At 45.6% G+C, this 23,641-nt stretch carries 13 protein-coding genes; 1 reads left to right on the plus strand and 12 read right to left on the minus strand.

All coding sequences use genetic code 11. The features are described 5' to 3' along the window. Positions 1 to 524: 524 nt before the first annotated feature. Genes FDP09_RS17070 through FDP09_RS17100 form a run of 7 tightly spaced genes read right to left on the minus strand, consistent with a single transcriptional unit; the run spans position 525 to position 15,435 of the window. Positions 525 to 2,171 carry a RagB/SusD family nutrient uptake outer membrane protein gene (locus FDP09_RS17070; protein WP_229683513.1) on the minus strand — a complete coding sequence of 549 codons (1,647 nt, stop codon included), beginning with the start codon at positions 2,169 to 2,171 and terminating at the stop codon, positions 525 to 527. Then, positions 2,171 to 5,260, minus strand: a complete 3,090-nt coding sequence (locus tag FDP09_RS17075; RefSeq protein WP_229683512.1) for a SusC/RagA family TonB-linked outer membrane protein — start codon at positions 5,258 to 5,260, stop codon at positions 2,171 to 2,173. Before FDP09_RS17075 ends, FDP09_RS17070 begins: the two co-directional genes overlap by 1 nt. A 17-nt stretch (positions 5,261 to 5,277) precedes the next feature. Then, positions 5,278 to 6,867: a fasciclin domain-containing protein gene (locus tag FDP09_RS17080; protein ID WP_137403817.1), complete on the minus strand. Its 1,590-nt coding sequence runs from the start codon at positions 6,865 to 6,867 to the stop codon at positions 5,278 to 5,280. Positions 6,868 to 6,878: 11 nt separating this feature from the next. After that, positions 6,879 to 8,480, minus strand: coding sequence for a fasciclin domain-containing protein (locus tag FDP09_RS17085; RefSeq protein WP_137403818.1), 1,602 nt, complete (start codon positions 8,478 to 8,480; stop codon positions 6,879 to 6,881). Positions 8,481 to 8,487: 7 nt separating this feature from the next. Next, entirely contained in the window at positions 8,488 to 9,957 is a 1,470-nt protein-coding gene (locus FDP09_RS17090; protein ID WP_137403819.1) for a RagB/SusD family nutrient uptake outer membrane protein, read from the minus strand. Between the two features lie 12 nt (positions 9,958 to 9,969). Next, the gene (locus FDP09_RS17095) at positions 9,970 to 13,221 is read right to left on the minus strand and encodes a SusC/RagA family TonB-linked outer membrane protein (protein ID WP_137403820.1); all 3,252 of its coding nucleotides are present in this window, start codon (positions 13,219 to 13,221) and stop codon (positions 9,970 to 9,972) included. 18 nt (positions 13,222 to 13,239) lie between these two features. Continuing rightward, positions 13,240 to 15,435: a fasciclin domain-containing protein gene (locus tag FDP09_RS17100; RefSeq protein ID WP_137403821.1), complete on the minus strand. Its 2,196-nt coding sequence runs from the start codon at positions 15,433 to 15,435 to the stop codon at positions 13,240 to 13,242. Between the two features lie 824 nt (positions 15,436 to 16,259). Between FDP09_RS17100 and FDP09_RS17105 the strand changes: the two genes are divergently transcribed. Continuing rightward, positions 16,260 to 17,138, plus strand: a complete 879-nt coding sequence (locus FDP09_RS17105) for an inositol oxygenase family protein (RefSeq protein WP_137403822.1) — start codon at positions 16,260 to 16,262, stop codon at positions 17,136 to 17,138. Positions 17,139 to 17,671: 533 nt separating this feature from the next. On the opposite strand, the gene FDP09_RS23850 is transcribed toward FDP09_RS17105, so the two are convergent. The 5 genes from FDP09_RS23850 to dnaG form a co-directional block, all read right to left on the minus strand. Then, the gene (locus tag FDP09_RS23850) at positions 17,672 to 17,848 is read right to left on the minus strand and encodes a hypothetical protein (protein WP_187328701.1); all 177 of its coding nucleotides are present in this window, start codon (positions 17,846 to 17,848) and stop codon (positions 17,672 to 17,674) included. A 467-nt stretch (positions 17,849 to 18,315) separates the two neighbouring features. Further along, positions 18,316 to 19,095 carry a 5'/3'-nucleotidase SurE gene (surE, locus tag FDP09_RS17110; protein WP_137403823.1) on the minus strand — a complete coding sequence of 260 codons (780 nt, stop codon included), beginning with the start codon at positions 19,093 to 19,095 and terminating at the stop codon, positions 18,316 to 18,318. Between the two features lie 206 nt (positions 19,096 to 19,301). Next, positions 19,302 to 19,937, minus strand: a complete 636-nt coding sequence (locus FDP09_RS17115; RefSeq protein ID WP_137403824.1) for a hypothetical protein — start codon at positions 19,935 to 19,937, stop codon at positions 19,302 to 19,304. 249 nt (positions 19,938 to 20,186) lie between these two features. After that, on the minus strand, positions 20,187 to 21,422 hold the full coding sequence (locus FDP09_RS17120) for a bifunctional 3,4-dihydroxy-2-butanone-4-phosphate synthase/GTP cyclohydrolase II (protein WP_137403825.1): 1,236 nt from the start codon (positions 21,420 to 21,422) through the stop codon (positions 20,187 to 20,189). Positions 21,423 to 21,505: 83 nt separating this feature from the next. Next, on the minus strand, positions 21,506 to 23,458 hold the full coding sequence (gene dnaG, locus FDP09_RS17125) for a DNA primase (protein WP_137403826.1): 1,953 nt from the start codon (positions 23,456 to 23,458) through the stop codon (positions 21,506 to 21,508). Positions 23,459 to 23,641: the final 183 nt, after the last annotated feature.

Raw genomic sequence — 23,641 nt, forward strand, 5'->3', positions numbered from 1 at the left:
TGAGTTAATGGGGTTAATTGAGTCAGAGACTCAAAGCTTGCCAGTGCTGGGGCAGAGACCCAGCACAACCCGGGGAGTCAGAGTCTCAATTCTTCAACGTGTTGGAGCAGAGACCCAGCACACCCCAGTTACCTCCTCACTCCGGCGGGAAGGAATCAATTTTGTACTTCCCTGATTAGTGTTGACCGGATTACTATTAGTTTTCATTACCAATTATTGTAATCGCTAGTCATTTACTAAAATCCTATTGTGTTTCTCTTTGCTCCATAATAACCCCAACTAACCTCCCCTTAAAGGGAGGATTTGTCTCAAGTCTCAATACTCATATCTCACATATCCATACACACATCTCTCTACTAAAAAAGACAAGACCGGGCAAACAATCACCCGATCCTGTACTGGATTAACAAACCCCTAGTGTCGAGTCATTTTTCAATGACCGTTCAACTCCGCCCAAATTTAACCAGCGGTCAATCTGGGCGGAACTGATTTACACCAGCCCTTATAGAGCCTTTGGCTTAATGTTACTGTTTTAAATCATAGTCTATGAACCAGTTTTCGGGCTGCATAAGGAGGTTTCTGATGCTTTCGCGCTTCCCTGCTGGATATTTGGCACTTACACGGTCTGCCAGCATGCTGGGATCATTCCATCGCTTGGCCATGCGGATCATCGCAAAATAAGACCTGGCCTCTCCGGCGCTTTCCATACAAGTCTCCTCAAGCAGAAGACTGTCCAGGCCTTTTTTGTATTCTTCGATTTTTTCTGGAGTATCCAGTTCCTCCTTGGCCAAACCTTCTGGATATACGGGCCCCAGGTCAATTCGTCTTCTCACTCCCCAGTTGATATTAATGGCGGAATTGTACGTTTCGTTGTCCAAAGGATACTCCAGGTTACCTTCATTTTTGGAAAGGTAATTTTGAACGCCGTCATTCAGGAATGCCTCAGCCTCCTTGAATTGCTCCATTTGGTTTAGCGCTTCCGCAATAAACAGGTGGATGTCACCTGCACGATAAAGGACAATGTGCACATCATTTTTATAGATATTATCTGCAGACTCATGGGCGCGGGAAAATTTTCGCACCACCCATTCACCGTTCTGACGCCAATAGGTGTAGTTTTCTCCACGGTAATTGTCACCAATCGTGATCCCATCCTGTCTCACCTGCCGTTGGAAACGCTCCATGGCTGCATCCGTCGGCCGCAGGTAATATTTATTGGGCTCTGTATTGGAGAAATATTCGATCAGTCTATTGGTCTGCTGGCGCTGATAATCATAAGGAACGATATTGATCAGCTCCCGGGTTTTGGTGATCGGATCACGGTAGAAGAATTGAATCCATTCTCCATTGTAATCGTCATTTCCCAGCTTATATCTTCCGCTGCCTTGGTCATAAATAAAAGACATTCCCAAACTCACCACTTGCTCGTAATTGCCATTCCAAAGGTAGAGCTCAATAAGAAGCGGTTCAGGAGATGGACAGATCATATTCCATGTCAGGTCCTGAGCAGAAGTACTCACACCAGGAAACAACAAGTCTGACCAAACCAAAACCTGCTTACCGTTTACGCCATTTACCCCTCCTTCCATTAGACTGATCAACTGGCCAATAAGCTCCTCGAAACCCATGGTGGGGTACTTTGACAAGTCGCCTTCTTCTGTCAATGGCTCATCCAGATAAACTGCTTCACCATAAAGCTTGCCCAGCATCAGGTATGCCCATACCTTAAAGCGGATGGCACCACTCACCAACGGTTCGAAAACAGCATCCTCCACCGCATTGGGATTGGCCTGTTTGTATTCGAAAGCCTTTTTGATGTAGTTGTTGGCATTGGAAATTACGTCGTAATATCCACTGGGATCTGCCAGCTTATTATCAGGGCTAATGTTGTGGTTATAGATTTCCCACAGCTCCTGGGGGGCGTTGTCAGTAGGCTCGAGGAAATCCCCTCGCAGCTCCGAAAGGAAGATGGCCTTGTCAGCCACCGTCTGCACTTTGGCCGCAATCCCCATGTATCCCGAATACAGTTCATTGGTATTTCCAATGTAATTTTCCTCCAAGAGCATATCCTCCGAATCGGTCTCAAAGTAGCTCTCACAACTACCAAAAGCCAGTAAGCTCAAGAGTAAGGTATATTTATAAAAAGCATTATACTTCATAGCTAATGTCATTAAAATTGTAGGTTAAAACCAAATTTCACGGTAGATGGAAGCGGCATCGCACCATAATCTACTCCTTGCCAAGCCGGCTGATAAGCATAGGATACCACTGGATCCAGTCCTAAATAATCGGTAAATGTCAGGAGGTTTTCACCCGCCAAATACACTTCGCCGCCTTCAAAGAAACTCCACTTGCCCAGCTGATAGCTCAAGGTGACGTTGGTGAGGCGCAAGAAAGAACCATCTTCTATCCAGCGATCAGAAAAACGGCTGTTGCCCATGGGGTCGCCGTAATTGGCCTTGGGAATATCGGTCTGCTGGCCATCAGTCTGCCATCTCTTATCTACGGCCAAGGACTGGTTTCTGAAATCACTCAATGATTCCATTTCCCTTCTGACGCCGTTATAAATTTGATTTCCGGAACTAAAGGTAAACTGAGCGGACAAGGACAATTTCTTATACCGCACTTGTGTAAAGAAGCTACCAAAGAAATCAGGCGATGCATCGCCAATGATGGTCCTGTCCTGATCGTCAATGATCCCGTCCTGGTTCAAATCCTCAAAGTGTATATCCCCCGCATTGAACTGGTCACCTTTAAAATCCACCAATCCCAATGCGTCGGCTTCTTGCTGCGTACTGATCACACCGTTGGAGACAAATCCATAGAAATTGTATGGATTTTCACCAGCTGCAGAAGACACGGCCCATTTTCCACCATCCATCTCCCGGATAATAGACTCTTCGCCACCTTCCATCGAGGCAATTTTATTTTGGTTTTTATTGATTGTTCCACCGATGCTCCAACTCAGGTCCCTACTGTCAATCAACCGCAATTGAAGTGCAGCTTCGATGCCTTTATTTTCCAGTTTGGCACCATTGATGTACATCTGGTCTATGCCGTACACCGAGGAGATCCCCTGTGGAAAAATCACATCAGAAGAAATAGTCTGGTAAACGCTCAAGCTGGCGACTAACCGGCGGTCAAAGAATCCTGCGTCTATGCCAGCATCGAAGTTTTGGTTGCGCTCTCTACCAAGACTGGTGTTGGCCACATTACCATTTACAATACCGGCCAACTGTCGGTAAGCCTGGCTCGTGTAAAACTGCCGGCTAAGACCAGTGGGAAACTGGCTGTTACCGGTGAGGCCATAGCCCACATGAAGGTCCAATTGATTTACCGCTCGGCTATTCTTCAGCCAAGGGCTGTTCTTTGCCTGCCACGTCATCTCCAAACCCGGATAAACGCCAAATCTACTGGCATCAGCCCCAGTGGATGAAGCCCCATCGGTGGAAATATTCAAAGAAGCAATCCACTGGTCACCCATGGAGTATTTCGCATAGCCATATAGGCTCATCCAATTCCACGAATTATAGTAACCGGAAAAATACCTTCCCTCAGCATCTACATAAGAAAGCGTCTTGTAAAAATCCGAACTGGTATTTCTACCAAAGCCACCATCAAACTCATGTCTGGTCATAATGCCCTGATAGCCAATCCCGGCCTCCAAGGGATTGCCTCCCAATTCCTCCACGATGTCTGCACTGACCTTATAGAATAAATTGGAGACTTTGCCGGTTCCTGCCCTGGCGGTGTTAAGCGCCACACCTTCCTCCTGTGGGGTAATGGTCTGATCTGAACGGCCCGGAATGAAGGCCGACTGACGCTTGTAGCCAGAATAGTAGCCAAATACAGCCTGCATCTTGGTATGGTCGTTCACCTCGAAATTTAACCCGGTATTCAAGAACGCGTCAAAATTGTCCGACTCCATTTTGGTATCATTCACCACTGCCAACGGATTGGACACCCCAAACTGCCTTACCGCATCATATGCAGGCAGTTGGTTATTATATTCATCTTTCTTGAAAGGGCTAAGAATAGGTGCCTTGTACAGGGCTGCCATCAGCGGATTGGTAGCATCATTCAGTATCTGCTCGTGCAGTTTGCTATTGCCATAGGTTAAGCCCATGGAAGTCACTAATTGGAACCGTTGACTTAGTTCGATCTGGGCGTTTAGCCGAGTGGTATAGCGAGTGAAATTGGTGTTGTCATAGGTGCCTCCCTGATTACTGGCTCCTACCGACAGGTCGTATTTTGCAATGGCATCTCCACCCTTTACGCGCAAGTGATTGGAAGTAACAAACGATGATTTATCGATCAATTCCTGCCAATCGGTATTGTTGTTGTATAAGAAATTGTAGTAATAGTCCGGATCATCCCGCAAGAAAGGAAAGAGGTCTAACATGTCCCCCATATCCTCATAGCGGGTAAGTCCCACATCTCCGATATAGCTTTTGAAATCATCTACTCCCAGTACGGGCAGTCTTTTGTTGTTATAAGCCATACCATATTGTCCTGAAAACTCAATGACCGTTTCCATGTCTTCCGGGGAACTGGTTTCGATCAACAAGACGCCATTACCACCCATGGAGCCGTAGCGCGATGCGGCACTTCCCTTGACCAACTTGATATTGTCAATATCATCTACGCTGATCACATTAAATATGCTTGGGGAATAGCCCTTGATAATGGCTGAATTGTTCATATCTGGCAGGTAGGGCATGCCGTTGATAACGATCAATGGGGCATTTTTTCCCGTTAGGGAACGGATTCCCCGCAAATTGACCGTAGCTCCTTCTCCGGGCATTCCACTTTTGTTGATCACATTCAAGCCGGGAAAAGCACCTTGGAGTACATCCTCGACATACATGGCACTAGGCTTGAAGCGCTCAGCAGGAAGCACCTCTCCTTTCATACTGCCCAGTTCATCATGCTTTGCAGGCACTTCATAGTAGTCTGTTCGTTGCGGAAGCAGTACCACTTCGATATAATCCCTGCCCAACAGGGGAATGACCTGCTCCTGAAATCCTGGCGACCAAACAATGAGGTTGCCTTCCAATTTATCCAGTTCGATACTGAATGTACCCTGCCCATCTGTTTGGGCAGTATTTTCTTTATTTTCCAAGGAAATATAAGCGTCACTGATCGGTTCATTCCCATAGGGGCTGCTCACCTTTCCTTTCAGCACTTGCTGGGCATTGGCACCAAAGGCAATAACCAGCATCAAGACCAACAGCAAGGCTATTTTATGTTGTTTTATCATTGTTCCTTCCATTTTCATCAATAGTTATTTTGGGTGGGTACAAGTGCCCAGTGGTACAGCTTCATTTCTTCCCTGGAGGACTTACCAAGCAAGGCCACCTCTACCCTGATCTTAAAGGTGCGGACTTCATCCCCTTCGATGTTTACCACTCCGACCAATCCGCCGAGGCCATCCCATTTGGTACCGGAAACGGTATTGGTGCTTCGGTCATAGTTCCATGGTGAAGAAGGCTCCACATTTAACTCTGAAGCGACCAATTGGTCATCAATGTAAACGTTCAAGAACGGATGGTTTTTGGACTGAACGCCCATATAGAGGTTGTATTCACCTGGCGGGACCTCCACTACAGAAGCAGACGTGGTTCCGTCCTCGTTTCTATCCAGCTTCACTGGCGTATAGTCCACTGCCAAAGGTTGACCGGGAATATTGTCGCCAAACAACCTTAGAATGGTATAGGTACCGGAAACATTGAGGCTTGGGAATGAATAATTGTCCGTTCCTTGTGCCCTAATCTCTGTGGCATTGTGGAAGGTAAAAAGCTCGTCACGCTGTGCGTCCGGCACAAATTCGTAATAGTAAAACAACTGCTTGATCGCCGATATATGAACGTTATTGGGGATTTTAAGGAAATTGACATCATAGATCCGGCCATTGCTCATCCGCTTGTATTGGGTGTTCACTCCCTGTACAGAGGTCTTCCACCGAGCTCCAAATGCGGATATCAAATCCTCTTCTGTGCCATAATCTTCCACTACCTCATCGTAGAAGACAGCATCCATGATCCAGTTCCAAGCAGTCAGCGAGTCCTCTTTGGTGAACGGCTTGCCAAACTGGTCATAAAGCCCTTGGAGGTTATCAAAGCAATTGGCCACCACTTGGTTACTGGGCACAAACATGGTCACTTGCGAAAACTCTGACCGAAAGTCAACCTCCTCAAATATCGGATTCTCAATGACAAAAGCAGAATCATAAATCGTATTTCCCGACTTATCCACTCCTATCGGAATACTGTTTTGGGCATCAAATACCGTATCATTAGCGGCAAATACAGAGTCCCTGATCATGGAATAGTCATCTGAAAGCTTGAACACATAATCATAAATGCTCTCATCCGGCACCATCAATTCGCTGATTTCATGTACCACCCCATTTTGGCAAAACTGGTTTCCATTGGTAATGGTAGCATCAGCCACTTGGACGGTATTTTCTACTTTTTTGGTCACGGGAATGTATTTTCCGTTGAGTGACCGAAGCCGTAGGCCGTCGCGGAGTTTGCTCATATCATAGGTCAAATTGTTGATATGATAGCGAAGGACAAACTCAGTATCCATGTCCATATCGGCCAAGGCATCCATTCCTTCATTATTTACAGCCCACACGGATAAGTATTGATCTCTGGTCAATTCCTCCGCAATACCATTCGCTTCCAACGCCTCCACAAACTTGGCGTAATCGGGATTGGCTTTGAGGTAATCCAATAAATTCAGTTCGGAAACCACCTGGTCACTTTCACCAGTTCCATCCATTCCATAATGCTCGTCCCATGTTTCCTCGCATGCAAAACACACTACGAGCAACATTCCTAATAGATATTTTATATTCTTCATGAGCTTCATTTTTAGTCAACAGGTTTAAATCTGATGTGATCAAGTGTTAATAACTCACCGTCAATCGCCACAATCCTCAAGGTATGGCTGCCGGTTTCATCAAAGGTAAACGAACTGGTCATTCCCCTCTCCAATGCCCTGTCATAGCGTCTATTGGACACAGGCCACTGACTTCCCAGGCGCTTACCGTCCATCGAGCACTGCAGGTAACCTGTGTTTTCTCTTTCGGTATAGCTAAGGTAAGTCATGGTGATTTCATAACTCCCCTTGATCAGCACAGGCGTCTCCATCTCGATCCATCCGGACTGACCCAAATCCAACCTCAGGTGGTCGTGGTTGACCGCATCGGCATACCAGATTCCGTCTGCTCCACGATTATTGCGGTAGGCGACTGCATTTGGTCGATACTCTGGAGTGGACTTCCACGTATAACAGCTCAATTCCTCTTGGGTGAAAGTTCTGGTATAGGTGGAATTTAAACTGCTGTTTTGGTATTGGTCGCAGAGGGCCTGCAGGTCTGCATAGTCTGTCAAGTCCCAAATGACCGTCACACGCTCAGGCGTAAAAAGCGGCATCCAATGGTCCACTTCGTGCATGACCCCGTTTTTACAATTGATATTTTCCCGAATAAACGCTACTCCCCGATTGGCGGCAGTATCATAGTTCATCACCAAGCTTCCCGACCGGTCAGCAATGTTGATCAGCTCATTGGTGGCCAAAGTATTGATGTTCATGGAAGTCTCACCTTCGGGAAAAGCCCCCAAATCAGCAAAAGACCTTACTTGGGACAGCAAGTGATAATCCACATATTTTCTCAAGCCATTTTCCGGATCCATGTAGTCCTCTCCTTCCACCTCCAATTTGGTGATCAAGTCCTCCAAACTCATGATACCCTCTTGGGCATACACTTCATCAGAGACGGCAAAAGCCGTCATCCTAATCCTGTATTCCAAAGGATTGCCACTGACATCGGTTTCTTCAATCACAATGGTATTGAGGTCCTCGGCTCTCCCCGCGGTTTCCACCGCTTCTCGGAAAATGGAAAAGCGCTCTTCACCCAATCGGTCCATTATCGTAGCCCTCACCGGTACCAATACTTCTTCCAGACCGTGAATGATGCCATTAGTAGCCTCAATATCCAATTCCACTATCCGGGATTCCCCATTCAGGTAAATGGCGTTTAATCCGCCTTCCCTAAACTCGATGGACAAATTATCATCTGTGGCGTTACGGTCATTGATGACACCATTTTCAAATTGGCTTTGGCTGATTTTTACTTGGTTGATGGTGTGGTATTTTACCAGGTAAGAAGCATCCTCCTTGGGTATGTCCGTGACAGAGGACCAGCCATTGGCTTCCAAGTAACGCTGCACCCCATCATTGGTTGGTGCAAATACCGTGTAGGTACTTTTTAGGTTCAGCGTATTGTACATATCTGCATGCTGCATCAGCGCTACCCACATAGAAAACTTCTCCGGCTGGGATTCCAGCAACAATGAAATGGGCAGTTCTTCGTAAGCGGTAAACGTGGTATCCTCATAAGGATCCGTACAGGAGGCCAGTGCCATGACCATCCCCAAAAGGTATATGATATAATTCTTTCTAATATCCATGGCGCGGTTAATTAAGGTTATCGTAATATGGGTTTTGCTCCAACAGCCTGTTTGCTGCCAGCTCTTCAAGATGAATGGGCAGGTAATGGCTGTTCACGTCCAGCAGTTTGGAACGGATAATCGGAGCGGAACTTGCAGGAGCTGTCAGCAACACCTGGGTGATCAGGTAATCCTTGTACTCGTAGTCGTTTCTGCTCGCCACACGAAGGATGTCGTACCAGTTTTTGCCTTCTCCGACAAACTCCCTTCCCCGCTCTTCCATGACCAGTTCCAGCATCTCCAACTCCGTAGAAGCTGCAGAAACCGGTGCTGAAATCTGGGCTCGCTCACGTACCTGATTGATCAGTTGGGCGGCTTGATCATAGCTGCCGGCTCCTTTCATGACCATGGCCTCTGCCTTCATCAGGTAAATGTCAGCAATACGGTAAATGATCCAGTTTTGGTCACTATAAGTCCTGGGAATGCCCGTCTCGGCTTCAGCACCCAAATACTTCCAAACACTGAAATCCCCTTCCAAATAGCTGGAACCTTCTCCCCGGATATCCTCATCCGAATCAGCGAACAACGTAACGGTGTGTTCTGTGACATTATACCGCTGATTGGTTCCAAACCAGGACATCAGGTTATTGGTCTGGCTCTTGTCAAAATCAAACTGTAGTTCGAAAATCCCCTCATTGGTATTTCCCTCACTGAATATCCTGTACCAATTGTTATTGTTATTGACCATTCCTTCCAACAAGCCCAACTGGCCACTGTTGATGACCGCATCACATGCAGCAATAGCCTTATCATATTCTTCTGTCCAAAGGTACACGTCTGCCAGTGTAGCATAGATCGCCCATTTGGTCGCGCGGCCTTTGGTTTCCCATACCGTGGGGGCCACTTCCTTGGCATATTCCACTGCACCTTCCAGATCCATTTTGATCTGCTGGAAAATTTCATTTGAAGGCGACTTGGCCACCTCAAAAGCCGTCTGATCATCCATATAAGGATCCGTGATCAAGGGAACGTCCCGGAAGTTTCGAACCAAATAGAAATAAGCCAGGCCTCTTAGGAAGTAGGCTTCCGACAGGTAAGATTGCATCACATTTTGGTTGAAGGATGGATCCCTCTCCACTACCTCAGGGGCATACTTGATGACCATGTTGGCATAATTGATCACTTGGTAAAACTTGTCCCATTTGACAAAGTCATTACCGGGAAGGATATCCCATTGGTTGATTCTGAAGATATCTGCCAATATGGCTCCACTGCCGGTGGTAAGACCATTTCCTCGCATTTCGCCCCATACCAATTGCTGCTCCATCGTCTCGCGAAGCCTCACATACCCGGCACCAAGTACCGCCTCTACTTCTTCTTTATTGGTCCAGTACTCATCACTGACCTGATTGTTTTCGGGCTGTAATTCCAACCAATCGTTACATGAACTGATGGCCAGTGTCAATACAGCCAGTAAGCATATATATGTCTTTCTCATGATTCCTTCGGATTAAAAGTTCATGTTTATACCCAATGCAAACCGCTTAGGACGCGGGGTGGATGCTCCATCCACACTGAGCATATAAATATTGCTGGAAAGGTTTACCTCTGGATCCTGACCGGAATACTTGGTCCACGTGTAAAGGTCCTGTGCGGTAAAAAAGACATCCAGCCGCTCGATATTGTTCTTGGACAGCCAAGCTTTCGGCAAGGAATATCTTAGCGAGACGGTCTTCAGCCGTACAAATGAACCGTCCTCCACAAAGCGATCGGATCCCAGGTAATTATAACCTTCATTATATAGCGCACGGGGAATCTCGGTATCATCACCTTGGTGTCTCCAGCGCTTAAGCACGGCTGTACTTTGATTGGCCGTACCGTACATGTTTTCGGTATTGATCCGTGTCTGGTTGACGATCTTCTGACCAAACCTTCCGTGCAGGAATGTGGTCAGCATAAAATTCTTCCAGCGGATATTAAAACCACCACCTGCGGTGAAAAGCGGCATGGCATTGCCCAGATACACAATATCAAATTGATCTATGACGCCGTCTCCATTGACATCTTCATATTTGGCATCTCCGGGATACACACGGCGGTTTCCATTTTGCATATACACCAATTCCCCATTAATGTCATACATCAGGTTGCCGTCATTGTCGCGGGCATAGGTCTGCTCGCCATCTTGATAGACGCCTTCATAGCGATAGCCATAAAACGAGCCGATGGGATTACCTTCCACGATCTTATGGGCGTACTCGCCATTATCGAAATTATAGTTTTCAAAAAGCATATTGTCTGGAAGCTGCTCCACCTTGTTGCGGTTACGGGCGATATTGAAGTTAAAGGAAATTCCTAAGTCCTCTCGCTTGATCGCGTCATAGTTAAAGATCATTTCCCAGCCCCTGTTGTACACTTCTCCGGAATTGTAATACCTCACTTCTGAGAACCCAGTGGAAGAAGGCAAGCTGTAATCCTTTTGCAACAAATCCGTTGTCCTTCTATCATATACCTCTGCAGTCACATACAACCTCCCCTCCAAAAGGGAAAAGTCAATCCCGATATTGGACTGGGTGATGGTTTCCCAGCGCAGGTTTTCCAGCTGGATAGAAGAAGGCGAAATGGCCACCATATCCATATAGCCTGGTGTAATCGGACTAAACGTTCCGATGTAAGGGAAAGCTCCCCCCGGAGGATTTCCGCTTTTACCCCAACTGGCCCTCAACTTACCCAATTCAATGCCTGCGATGTCCTTCATAAACGGTTCATCACCAAAGTGCCAGGCCAAGCCGATCGATGGAAACCCAGCCCAGCGGTTATTGGCTCCCAAGCTGGAATTGGCCTCCCAGCGGTAACCACCCGAAATGATGTATTTACCATTAAAAGTATAGTGGGCATTTGCGATCGTCGCAATCCTGCGCGTCATTGAGTTATCGGACTCCATCTTTGATACCGCTCCGCCGTCTGTTGGGTCATTTAAGGATTCGGAGGCATTGCCGCTGGTCTGGCTGACATAGCCAAAACTCCGGGCCTCGTTGGTCTGCACCAAGCCACTCAATATGATGTGGTTTTTATCATTGATGGCTTTGTTATAGATCAGCTTGTTTTCGGTATTGATATACAGCTGATCCGAAAGCATATCCGCACTTCTATTGAAATAAGGATCCGTCCAAAGTACACCCGTGACAGACTGCGGCAGGAAACTGGTGTTTTTATTGGTTCTGGTATCAAAACCTACCGTACCTTGGTACTGTAAGTCCGGGTTAAACTGGTAGCGCAATCGGAAGATCACCCGGGCATTATCCGCCTTTGTCTGATTACTGGATTCATGTACCAAGGCCACCGGATTATACATCTTGTTATTGGCAAAGCTCCCTTGGAAATTTTCTTGTGGTGTAAAATATTCCGTGGTTCTTCTGCCCACATCATCCAGTACATAAGGGCTCATATTGGGCATCTTACGCATGGCCATGGACCGGGCAGACGGAAAATTACCTTCTGTCCAGTTGGCATCTTTAAGGCTTTGAGAATAAGACATGTCCGCACTTACGCTCAGCTTGTTGGAGAAATTATAGGTCACACTCGCCATGGAGTTGAACCGATCAAGGGAAGTCCCGATGGTCGTTCCCATATCCCGCAGATAGCCGACAGACACACGGTAAATGGCCTTGTCTCCGCCACCGCTGAGGGAGAAGTTATTGTCCAGAAAATAGCCCAGTTGGGTTACTTCATTGACCCAATTGGTATTTTGGTTGTATTCATCAAAGTAAACCCACTCTGGGTCAAAATTGATCTCCGACGACTGGAACAACAAGTTCGTATAAGCCGAACCAGCTTGATAGCCGATATCATTGATGGAATTCCATATCCCATCTTGCATCAAGCTGACATACTGTGATCCATTCAGCAGTGGAATGGTATTGGGTTCCTTCTTGATTTCTGATTTGGTAGAGAAAGAAAACCGTGTCTTTCCTTTTTTTCCTTTTTTGGTCTTGAACACCAACACCCCATTGGCACCCTGAGATCCCCAAATAGCCGTAGCGGCCGCATCTTTAAGTACTTCAATGGATTCGATGTCATTAGGTGATATATTGACCAAGGCACCAAAATCCTGGTCATTGGCCGTGGCGAAGTTAAAGTCATCACCAAAATTGGTCGGATAAGGAATACCGTCCACCACGATCAACGGTTCTGAATTGGCATTCAGGGAAGAGGTTCCCCGGATACGGATGGTACTTCTTGATCCTGGGTCAGCACCTGAAATAATGTCCACATTGGCCATTCGTCCTTGTAGGCCGGATTCGATGGAGGTCATGGGCACTTCCTCCAATTGCTCCACATCGAATCGCTGGCTGGAAGACACTTGCTCACGCTGGCTAATGCCCAGTGAGTTGGTCTGAACCCGTTCCGCCACCACTTCCGCAGATCCGTACTCGAAGGCATCTTCTTCCAGGTTGGTATTGATGGTGGTTTGGTTACCGATGGTCACCTTTTTGGTTTTAAAACCGATGTAAGAGAAGACCACCCTTAAGTTATTGCCCGCCGGTACTGCCAAGCGATAGTTACCATTTTCGTCCGAAATGGTGCCATTTAAATTACGTTGCTGTTCATTTTCGATGAAGATACTCGCCCCTATGAGCGGCTCCCCACCGATGTCGGTTATTTTTCCTGTCAAAACGGTCTGTTGCGGCTGTTCCTGTGCCACAGAAGGCAATACGATGAACAGCATTAGCAGACAGCTAATGATATATCTTAGTTTCATAAAACTGGTATTGAGGGTTTATTGTCCTGAATTGAGCACTTTATCGATTTGATAGACAGCGGCATCCACATAAGTTCTTGGAAATGTACTGACCACGCTGGCCGTCTCTCCAGCAGCAGACCTCAGCTCTAGGCCTGTACCATTGTCCATTAGTGTCAGTTGGCTGAAGGCATCCCCGTTTTCCTGGGCTGTGGTCAGCGCCCCTTCCACACCCATTCCCGGGAAGGCATAGTCACTGTAGCTATTGGTACTGGCCGGTACAAAATAATACCGCAGAAAATCCTCCAGCTCATCTTCACCTTCTGGGATCAGTCCTTGCTCTTTGGCCTCCAAAATAGCCTCATTGGTCGGTGCGAAGAGCATGTAATTATCACCGAACAGGAATTCAAATTCATTATTGGGCTCCACCAAACCGGCCTGAGACAACAGTTTGGAAAACTCTGAAAATTCCTGGATCGTACTGGTTCCTGAGCTGGCCGATGCAATGATGTACTTGAAGCTTCCCTCCTCACGGATGAGCGAGCGTTCTACCTCATAGGCCATTCCATTGTTCCATTCACCATTTACCGTCGTGGCAGGAGCAAATTCCCCCAAGTTATAGCTATTGGAAGAAGCCACTCCCTCATCGGTGATGTACAGGTAGCTAAATGGATTTCGGGTGCGGTAAACTTTGGTTCCTGAAATTTCCGTGATCTCTTCAGTCACGATATGATTCTGTACAAACGCCCTCATGGCTCCCGTACTCATCGGCACTCGGATGCCATCGGCATTTTCTACCTCTATGGCCTCATCGCCAAACTGAAGTGGATTGCCTTCATTCCAAAAGATCTCGCTCCCGCCATAGATGGTGTTGAGAATGGTTTCGTTGGTGGGAATAAAAACCGTAAACTTGAGCGCATCGCCCAGGAAAGCCTGTAGGCTGCCCGAGTCATACATCATCTGCAAAAACATGCTGTATTTCGGTTGTTGAAGCAATGGACCGATTACCCCTCGGAAGAGTTCAGGCACGATTACTTCATTCAGCCCATAGTAAACTCCGTTTACGCCAATGCCTTTGGCAGCCACGTCCTGGGCAGGATCAAACTGAATGGTATTGCCAAAATTACTTTGAATATCGCCACGTTCGATTTCTGCAGGAAACACAATACTTCCTTGATAAACATGGTTGCTCAGCAATAACCTGATCGGCAAAAATGGAACCTCGTCCAGCGAGCCATAATTTTCAGCCCAATACTCGCTGAAAAAAGCATCTAACGCTGCATTATTGGGTGCAAAAACATTATAGGCATTGGCCGAAAGGGCTGCCAGGTTTGCATAATCCACCAATCCAGCCCCGCCATTATAAGACCACTCGGAAGCAATTTCCGGCAAGCCCATATGTGTCTTTACATACAAGGAGTCACCTGCTTCTGCATAAGCTTTGGAGGTCTCATCATCATACCAGTAGTTGGTAAAACGATCGTAGATTTTGATGAAATCGCTGTAACCTTCCTCTTGCTCCAACTCATTATATACTGTCTCCAAAGGCTTTACGACCCGATCGACAATATACACATAGCCATTGTCTGTCGGCAGGGCATATTCACTTACCGTGGCATTGGAAACATTAAACCCGCCCGATCCTGTCCAAGTACTTTCAGGATAGAAATACTCGTAATTGGACGCAGCATCTATATTTTTGGACGTGAATAGGTTGTAAGAAAAAACGGGAACAAAACGTTCTTTGTGAAAAATGGTCCGTTCTTTACCGGACACCTTATCCATTTCTACTGAAATGGTATCCCGGCTTTTGGTGCGGTGCTTATAGTACAGGCCGGCCATGGCGGGCTTTTCTACGAATTGTCCTTCCGGACGGTAGTTGGCAAATCGCTCCCTGGAAAATGAGTAATAAACCAGGTGGTAACCCACCAACTTCTTTGCTTCTGCTTCTGAGAGTTGATCGACTGATCCTATACCCTCTTCAGAAAAGTACTGTTCAAAAGCATCATCCGGCGGTGCCAACACCGTGATGATCCCTTTTCCTTCCACTAAACTTTTAAAGCCGGATTTTTCTACGGCCTCCAGAAAGATGGTAAAATCCCCCCTGCTTTCCAGCAATTCCCAGGCATTGCCTTTTAGCCACTCGGGGCGTTCATAATGTTCTTCCCAGCCTACTTCCCTGCACGCAAATAGCAGAAAGCAAGCTGAAAAAAGGTAAGTAATCCTTTTGATCATCTTGACTTAATTTAGGTTATTAAATTGGGTTGTTAATTTTTAAAGACCAGTTATACTTAAGTGTAAAATCAACACGTTATAATGTAAAGTAACCGATCAATGAAATTAAATATCTACTATTAGTTCAGGGTAAAAATTATGTTTGCAATATATGTGCGATCACCACCTAAACTGATCTGTACTGTACTGTGATGCCCTAACAGCACGGGTAAGCTTGCATTTTTCAAATAAAATATTAAATTATACTATGTATTATATTTCCCTATACACGTACTATTTTTGCAAAAACACTTAATCAAGCTAATTAAATCGATTGCATGGCAAATTATTCACCAATCCATCACTAGATATCTTATAGAATAGAAAAGACTAGCGTCAGGACAAACCTAAACCTACGTGTAATCCTATGTGTCTTTTGGCCTGTCACTGTGTTACAAAAAGACTTTGTTATGCAAAGGTTTTCACTACCATTTCCATCCTTTAAATACCATTGAAGGCCTGTATTGTCCATTCAATCAGATGACACCAAAACCGTATAAATTGTAAGTAATTACTTTCATCCGTAACTTGTAACAGTGAATTCATTTGGAGAAAAGAAAAAAGACTGGATAATGAAAGTCGCCTCGATTATCATGCTGAGCTAAAGAAATGTACCATTTATATGTTTTATACCAAAACATGGCAGATCGGATTACTATGCTACCTGTTCAAAAGGGTATACAATAGCTCGGGCATTCCAATCATAAAGATCATTTCCAATTAAATTCACGTTAAGTTCCTGCAAAAAGAAAACGGGAATTGCAGTTAAAAACCTAGCTATACCTATGAAGATTTCAAACGACCTACCAAAAAAGAATCCGCTAAAAAGTATCGAAGATTGGGAAAAGGACCTGCTCAAACGCTATCCTGACCCCAATAACAACGATAAATCCAAGGAGGAATACAGAAATTATAATGACGGAAGCCGCCAAGACACCGTAAAGGAATTTTATAAGCTCAACCACCAATACCAAACCTATGATTTCGTCGTCAAAAAAGAAGAGGAATTCCTACAGTTCGATAAAAAGGAAATGGACTTTTGGGAAGCTGTAGATTTCTTAAATACACTGGTGGATGATTCTGACCCCGATACTGATTTGGATCAATTGCAACATTTGCTTCAAACCTCCGAAGCTATCCGCGCAGATGGTCATCCAGATTGGTTCGTGTTGACCGGATTTATCCATGATTTTGGCAAAGTATTATGTCTCTTCGGGGAGCCTCAATGGGCTGTGGTGGGCGACACATTTCCAGTGGGATGCCAGTTTTCTGACAAAATTGTTTTCCCAGAGTTTTTTGACCTCAACCCCGATCAGCAAAATCCAGAACTGAACACCAAGTATGGTATATACAGCCCCAACTGCGGCCTGGATAATGTAAAAATGTCTTGGGGACATGATGAGTACCTTTATCAGATGGTCAAAGATCACCTGCCCGAACAGGCTCTTTATATGATCCGGTATCACTCCTTTTATGCACAGCATAAAGAAAATGCCTATGATCACTTGATGAGCGGCCATGACAAGAAAATGTTTGAATGGGTCAATAAATTCAACCCCTACGATCTTTATTCCAAGGTACCTACCCCACCGGATGCCAAAGCACTAAGGCCATACTACGAGGATCTGGTGGCGAAATATTTGCCAAATACCTTGAAATTTTAACCCGAATTATGCGTTAGGAATCGTAGTGAGAGCTGAAATTGCAAGAAAATCAGTTAGTTTGGAGGCATTAGCGTAGCACCGCTACGGTTATGCCGAAAACTAAAGTGAAACGGCTGATTTTGAAGCAGTTTAAGGTCGCAACACCTGTGCGCCGTGGCGTAGATAGACTAATGCATATTCCGGGTTCAATGCCGTTTAGTTAAGGGGATTTCCTTCTTTTCATATACCTAAAAGTCCTTTTTTTGATTGACTTTGGCTGGGGAAACCTGATCATCCTAGTGGATTTTATCCTTTTCCTTTTTTCCATTGATGAAAAAACAAAGAAAAAAATCTAGGCCGGTGGTCTGCCCTTTAAAATGGGACATGGATTTCCCCTGCGACGTGGATCCGTCGCCCATTTTAACCCGCTTTATGCATTAGGAATCGTTATGAGAGCTGAAACTACAAGAAAATCAGGCTGTTTGGAGATTGAATCATAGCATCGCTATGGTAAAATCGAAAACAGCAGCGAAGCGATTGATTTTGAAGTAGTTTCAGGTCGCAATAGATAGGCTAATGCATAATGCGGGTTTAATTTCCACCCGATGGCTACGGCCTAAAACCGAGTGGGTCTCGCTGTTCCACGACGCGAGCCAACTCCCTTTCTTAACGGCCTCCACCATCGGCTGGAAAACAGGCATACCAAGGGCCGTCAAAAGGAAGCGATACATTTTTGGGACTTATTAACTGAATTCGCCTTGCAGGTATTGGGCGTAAGAAATTAAAAAGCGGGCAGGCAAGAAGGCAGGCTTGTTTGACGAAATACTAGCTAAAAAGAATGTTGGCTGCTAGAAAAGGAGGAGTTTGCCTGCATGAGGGGAGGTTTTAATTTTAGGCCAATAGATGCACACCTGTGCGCCGTGGCGTAGCGGCGGGGTTTTTTGGTTACTTTTTTGACCTGAAGCAAAAAAGTAACAAAGGTAAAGAGATGAAAACCATCTTGGAATTTAGCAGAAAAACAATAGAACCAACATTTCCAGGTACACACTAACTAAACGGCATTGATTCCGGGTATAATACCACATTACGACTGAAAAAGTTCACGGAAAGAAACTAAGACCAGGCTCAAAAGGGAAATTTCAAACCTGGTCTTTATCTTATTCAGTCTTATGGTCCTGATATTGGGTACTTTGGACTCCTATTCCACATCCAAATCCCACTCTTCATTCATCTGGGTGATGGCATGATAGGCGGTCATATCAAACTGGCATGGTACCACTGATGCATAATTATTGGCAATGGCCCACTCGTCGTTATCCTCGCCTTTGTCAAAATTCACGAAATTTCCCGCCATCCAGAAGTACTTTCTGCCATTGGGATCAAAGCGCTCGTCAAACTCCTCTTGCCACTTGGCCCTGGCCTGACGGCAAAGCTTAATGCCTTTGAGCGGTTCATTGCGTTTGGGAGGAAAGTTGACATTAAGGGCGACACCTTTTGGCATGCCGTGTTCTAGTACTTGCTTGGCTATCTTGTAAACGTATTCCTCCACGTGCGAAAAGTCCGCCTTGGCACTATAGTCGCACAAACTAAACCCGATGGAAGGATACCCCTCGATTGCCCCTTCAATCGCCGCAGACATTGTCCCTGAATACAATACACTGATAGATGTATTGCTACCATGGTTGATGCCACTGACGATCAAGTCTGGTTTGCGATCATGAAAGACATAGTGCTTGGCCAATTTTACACAATCTGCCGGTGTACCGCTGGACTTATAAGCCTCCACATCATCAAAAATCTCCTCCTCGTCCAATCTCAGTGTATTGCCAATGGTAATGGCATGCCCCATGCCTGACTGTGGGCTGTCCGGTGCCACGACTACCACCTCGCCAAGATTTTTCATTACATTCACCAAGACCCTAATGCCCCGCGAAGTAATACCGTCGTCGTTAGATACTAAAATGAGTGGTTTGGTCATTAAAATATTACTTTTTTGGTTATTACCTTGAAAATAGATTTTACACTAAAAGTTTATTATGGACGTGTCTTTTGTTTTCAAAGGACATGTCCATATCACTAATCAAATTTACGATAAAGCCTCCAAAAACAAAGCATGATGGATAGGGGGTTCCATCATGCCTTTCATACTTTACCATTTCTTAAACTCATTCCGTCATCCATTGCCTATTGGTCCTTTAATTGGTTGTAGTAGGCCGTAATCCGTAGCAAATCCCCTCTTCTATCACAATCAAGCCTGTTTTTACGTATATAAAGCTTTACTTCGTCTTCTCTGTCCTCCATATAACCAAGGAGGTCCTTCCGCTTTTGGCTATATTCTACGATCTTGCCATCGGTCAAGAAAAAATAATCAAAGGCCAATTTATTGGTGGTGCTCATCGGTGGCCCATACATTGGCGACATGTACATGCTGTACATTCCCATATTTCGCGTATCCGTGGTGATGTATTCACGGCACAATAAAGTAATATCCTCCCCTTCTGTCAGCAGCTCAAAGAAAATAGGCACCTCATAATTATTATTGTTTACGTCATATGGAAGGCTATAAAAGGAGCGCATTCCACCATAAAACTCATCGAAGATTTCAAAGCGTGATATCGAAGAACTGTTATACGTATGGACGCCATCTTGCTGAACCTGAACAATATTTTTCTCCATGTCATATTTCACCTTTCCCTTATAAACATCACCACTTGTCAGATAAATTGTACCATCATGCCATACCTGGGAAGGGAAGTTCTGAGCACCAGCATACTGTACAGCTACAAACAGCAAAACGATAATAGGAAGAAGTCTTTTCATGACAAATGCATTTGATTCTACATTAAGCTAACGAAAATAAAGACGAATTAGTTAATCATTCTGTCTCAATTTGTACTAAAAACGTTTAAATGGACTGATAATGCTCAAGAATTAAGGAGATTTTAGCGTTATCGATCTTGTCCATAAAAAAAGCTACCAGCCGGGATTTACCTCCTGACCAGTAGCACTTTTATGTTTCTCTCCACCTATCTAATCAAACAAAGCTTCGTTTGCAGCGGTCGAGCATATTTATTTCATTTTATTGATTTCTTTTTTTAGGATTTGGTGGCCCATTTTATCCCTTTTGGTGGTCAGGTATCTTTCATTGTGGGCATTCGGGGTAATTTCCAACGCCACTGTATCTACAATTTCGAGCCCATAGCCCAACAGACCAGCTCTTTTGGTAGGATTATTGGTCAGCAGCTTGATTTTGGACACGCCCAGATCCCGGAGGATTTGTGCGCCTACACCATAGTCTCTTTTGTCCATCGGAAAACCAAGCGCTTGGTTTGCCTGTACGGTGTCCATCCCTTCTTCCTGCAGTTTGTAAGCTTTTAGTTTATTGATCAGCCCGATTCCACGGCCTTCTTGGTTCATGTAGAGCACCACACCTTTCCCTGCCTGGTTTACCATCTCCATGGCACTGTGCAACTGCGGGCCACAGTCACACCTGCAAGATCCGAAGATATCACCGGTCACGCAGGAGGAATGTACGCGTACGAGTATCGGCTCTCCTTCCTTCCATTCTCCTTTTACCAGAGCCATATGTATTTCATCGGTATTGGTCTGGCGGAACGCAATCAAGTCAAAATCCCCAAATTCTGTAGGCATTTCGACACCAATTTCCCTTTTAATAAGAGACTCATTTTTTAGTCGATAGGCGATGAGATCTTTTATGCTGACCAATTTCAGGTCAAAACGCTTGGCCACTTCCACAAGGTCAGGGACCCTAGCCATGGTGCCGTCATCATTCATGATCTCTACCAACACCCCCGCTGGGTAAAGGCCGGCCAACCTTGACAGATCAATGGCTGCCTCAGTATGTCCCGTCCTTCTCAATACTCCTCCCCGCTTGGCCTTCAAGGGGAAAATATGACCTGGCTTGCCCAATTCGTCTGGATGGATATCATCATCGATCAGTGCCTTGATCGTCTTGGCACGGTCGCTGGCCGAAATCCCAGTGGTACAGCCATGCCCGATCAGGTCCACTGATACCGTAAATGGGGTTTCGTAGGTAGCGGTATTCCGGCCTACCATCAACTCCAGTCCAAGCTCTTCACATCTGTCTTCTATAATCGGTGCGCAGATCAGTCCACGACCGTGAGTGGCCATAAAATTGATGATCTCAGGAGTTACTTTCTCTGCTGCACAGACAAAATCCCCTTCGTTTTCGCGGTCCTCGTCATCAACTACAATGACCACTTCGCCGTTTTTGATCGCTTCTATTGCCTCCTCGATGGAATCAAGTTTTATTTCTTCAGCCATAATTTTTTCTTCAATGGTCAATTAGCAGTGCAAAAATACACCCTTTATCCTCTAAAACCGAAAATCCCCTTATTTAGTTTGGTTTACCGGGACTTTACGGTTCCTAATTGTTTGTTTATTTCTTTCAAAGATCCGTTGAGGGAAATGAGAACCATCTGAAATTCTGTCACTTCCTCCAACTTATTTTGTTCCTCCGCCGACCTGATTTTTTCCATGGTTTCGTCCACCATCTTTTCCAAGACCCTCCGCTTCAATCTTAAAATTTCATTGAAAGTAGTCTTGGAAAGATCATCCGATTCCCGGTTGGTATAGATCATGTGCTTTTGCTCCCAATTATCCGACATTTCATGTCGCTGGGATATCATGTTGATCACCTCTCCCTTGATCTCTTCATCATCCAATTTGATAAAATAATCTGCATCTGGCAGGACGCCTTTCTTCAGGGCACGCTTGTACTCCACAAATAACTTTTGATAAATAGGAGTCCCAAATGAAACATCTCCCGTCTCTTGGATCAAATATTCACAAACATGCAGGTCATCCGACACTTTCTCAAAACCATAGGTCACCAAAAGCCTCATCATTTCCCTCTCCTGCTTTGCCAAAACATCAGCTGAAGACCATTTTGACTTTTGCTCTGGAAGAAAATCCTCGAAAGGAGCCCCTGCATCCGGCGGAGGGGGAGCTTGCTGTTTTTCCTTAAAATAGGCATCCTTCTGTCCTTTCAGCAAGATCTTGTTCAGCTCGGCCAGTACGATGTCCTCATCCATCTTAAGGAGCCTTGCAGACTCCTTCACATATACCGAGCGAGTGATGGGGTCAGGGATTTTGGCCACACTCTGCACCACTTGGCGTACCGTATCCGCCCGCTTGATCGGATCATGTGCCGCCTCCTCGGCATACAACTCGATCTTAAACGCGATAAAGTCCCGCGCATGGTCATGAAGATATTGCTGAAAAGCCTCTGAACCTACCTTGCGGGAATAGCTGTCCGGATCGTCTCCCTCAGGAAACACCACTGCTTTCACATTCAAGCCGCCTTCCAAGAGCATATCAATCCCCCGAAGGGAGGCCTTGATACCTGCCGCATCCCCATCATACAGCACGGTGACATTGTCCGTAAACCGCTTAATCAGCTTGATCTGGTTTTCGGTAAGGGACGTACCTGAGGAAGCCACCACATTCTCAATGCCCGAAAGGTGCATGGAGATCACATCTGTGTAGCCTTCCACCAAATAGCAATTGTCCTGGCTTCGAATGGCCTGTTTGGCTTGATAGATTCCGTACAGCACATCACTTTTATGGTAAATGGCTGTCTCCGGAGAGTTGATGTATTTGGGCTGCTTTTTGTCATTGGTGAGGATACGTGCACCAAAGGCTATGGGCTTACCGGCCAAGTTGTGGATCGTAAACACCACCCTGCCACGAAAACGGTCGTATTTCCGGGAAGGATCCCCTTCTTTCTGTAGGATCAGCCCGCCTTTCAGCAAAATGTCATCCGAATGCCCCGCCTTGTTTGCGGCATGATGCAGGTGGTCCCAGCTGTCCATGGCATACCCCAGATCAAACTTCTCTATGGTGGACAAATTAAAGCCTCTTTCCTTAAAATAGCTCAGCCCTACGGATTTGCCTTCTTCGGAATCCAACAGGTTTTTGGAAAAATGGTCCTTGGCAAATCCCTGGACGATATAGAGGCTTTCACGCTCGTTATAGGCTTGGACTTCCTCCGGTGTAGCGGCTTTTTCCTCCTCGATCTCAATGCCGTATTTCTGGGCTAGGTGCTTTATGGCTTCGTTAAAGCCGATTCCTTCGATATCCATCACAAACTTCAATGCATCACCCGCAGCACCACAGCCAAAGCATTTGTAAATTTGCTTGGCAGGAGATACCGAAAAAGAGGGTGATTTTTCGTTGTGGAAGGGACAGCACGCCCAGAGGTTTTGGCCTTTTTTCTTTAACGACACGTAGTCATTGACCACCTCCTCAATATCTACTCGCTCCTTTACTTTTTCTGTCGTTATATTACTTAATCCCATGATGAATCCTTAATAAATCCAAAGATAGAAAAGTCCTCTGAAACTTCCTTGGTGTCCTACACTTCTAAAAAGAAACTATTCCTTTCCAAACGAGGTTGTATGGGCAGCGGATCGTTGGCCAACTAACTGTGAACTTAGTAAGGTGCTGCTCGACTGAGCAAATCCCCTATTTCGCCGATAATT

The organism is Echinicola rosea (assembly GCF_005281475.1).
In the GTDB taxonomy this organism is placed as follows: Bacteria; Bacteroidota; Bacteroidia; order Cytophagales; family Cyclobacteriaceae; genus Echinicola; species Echinicola rosea.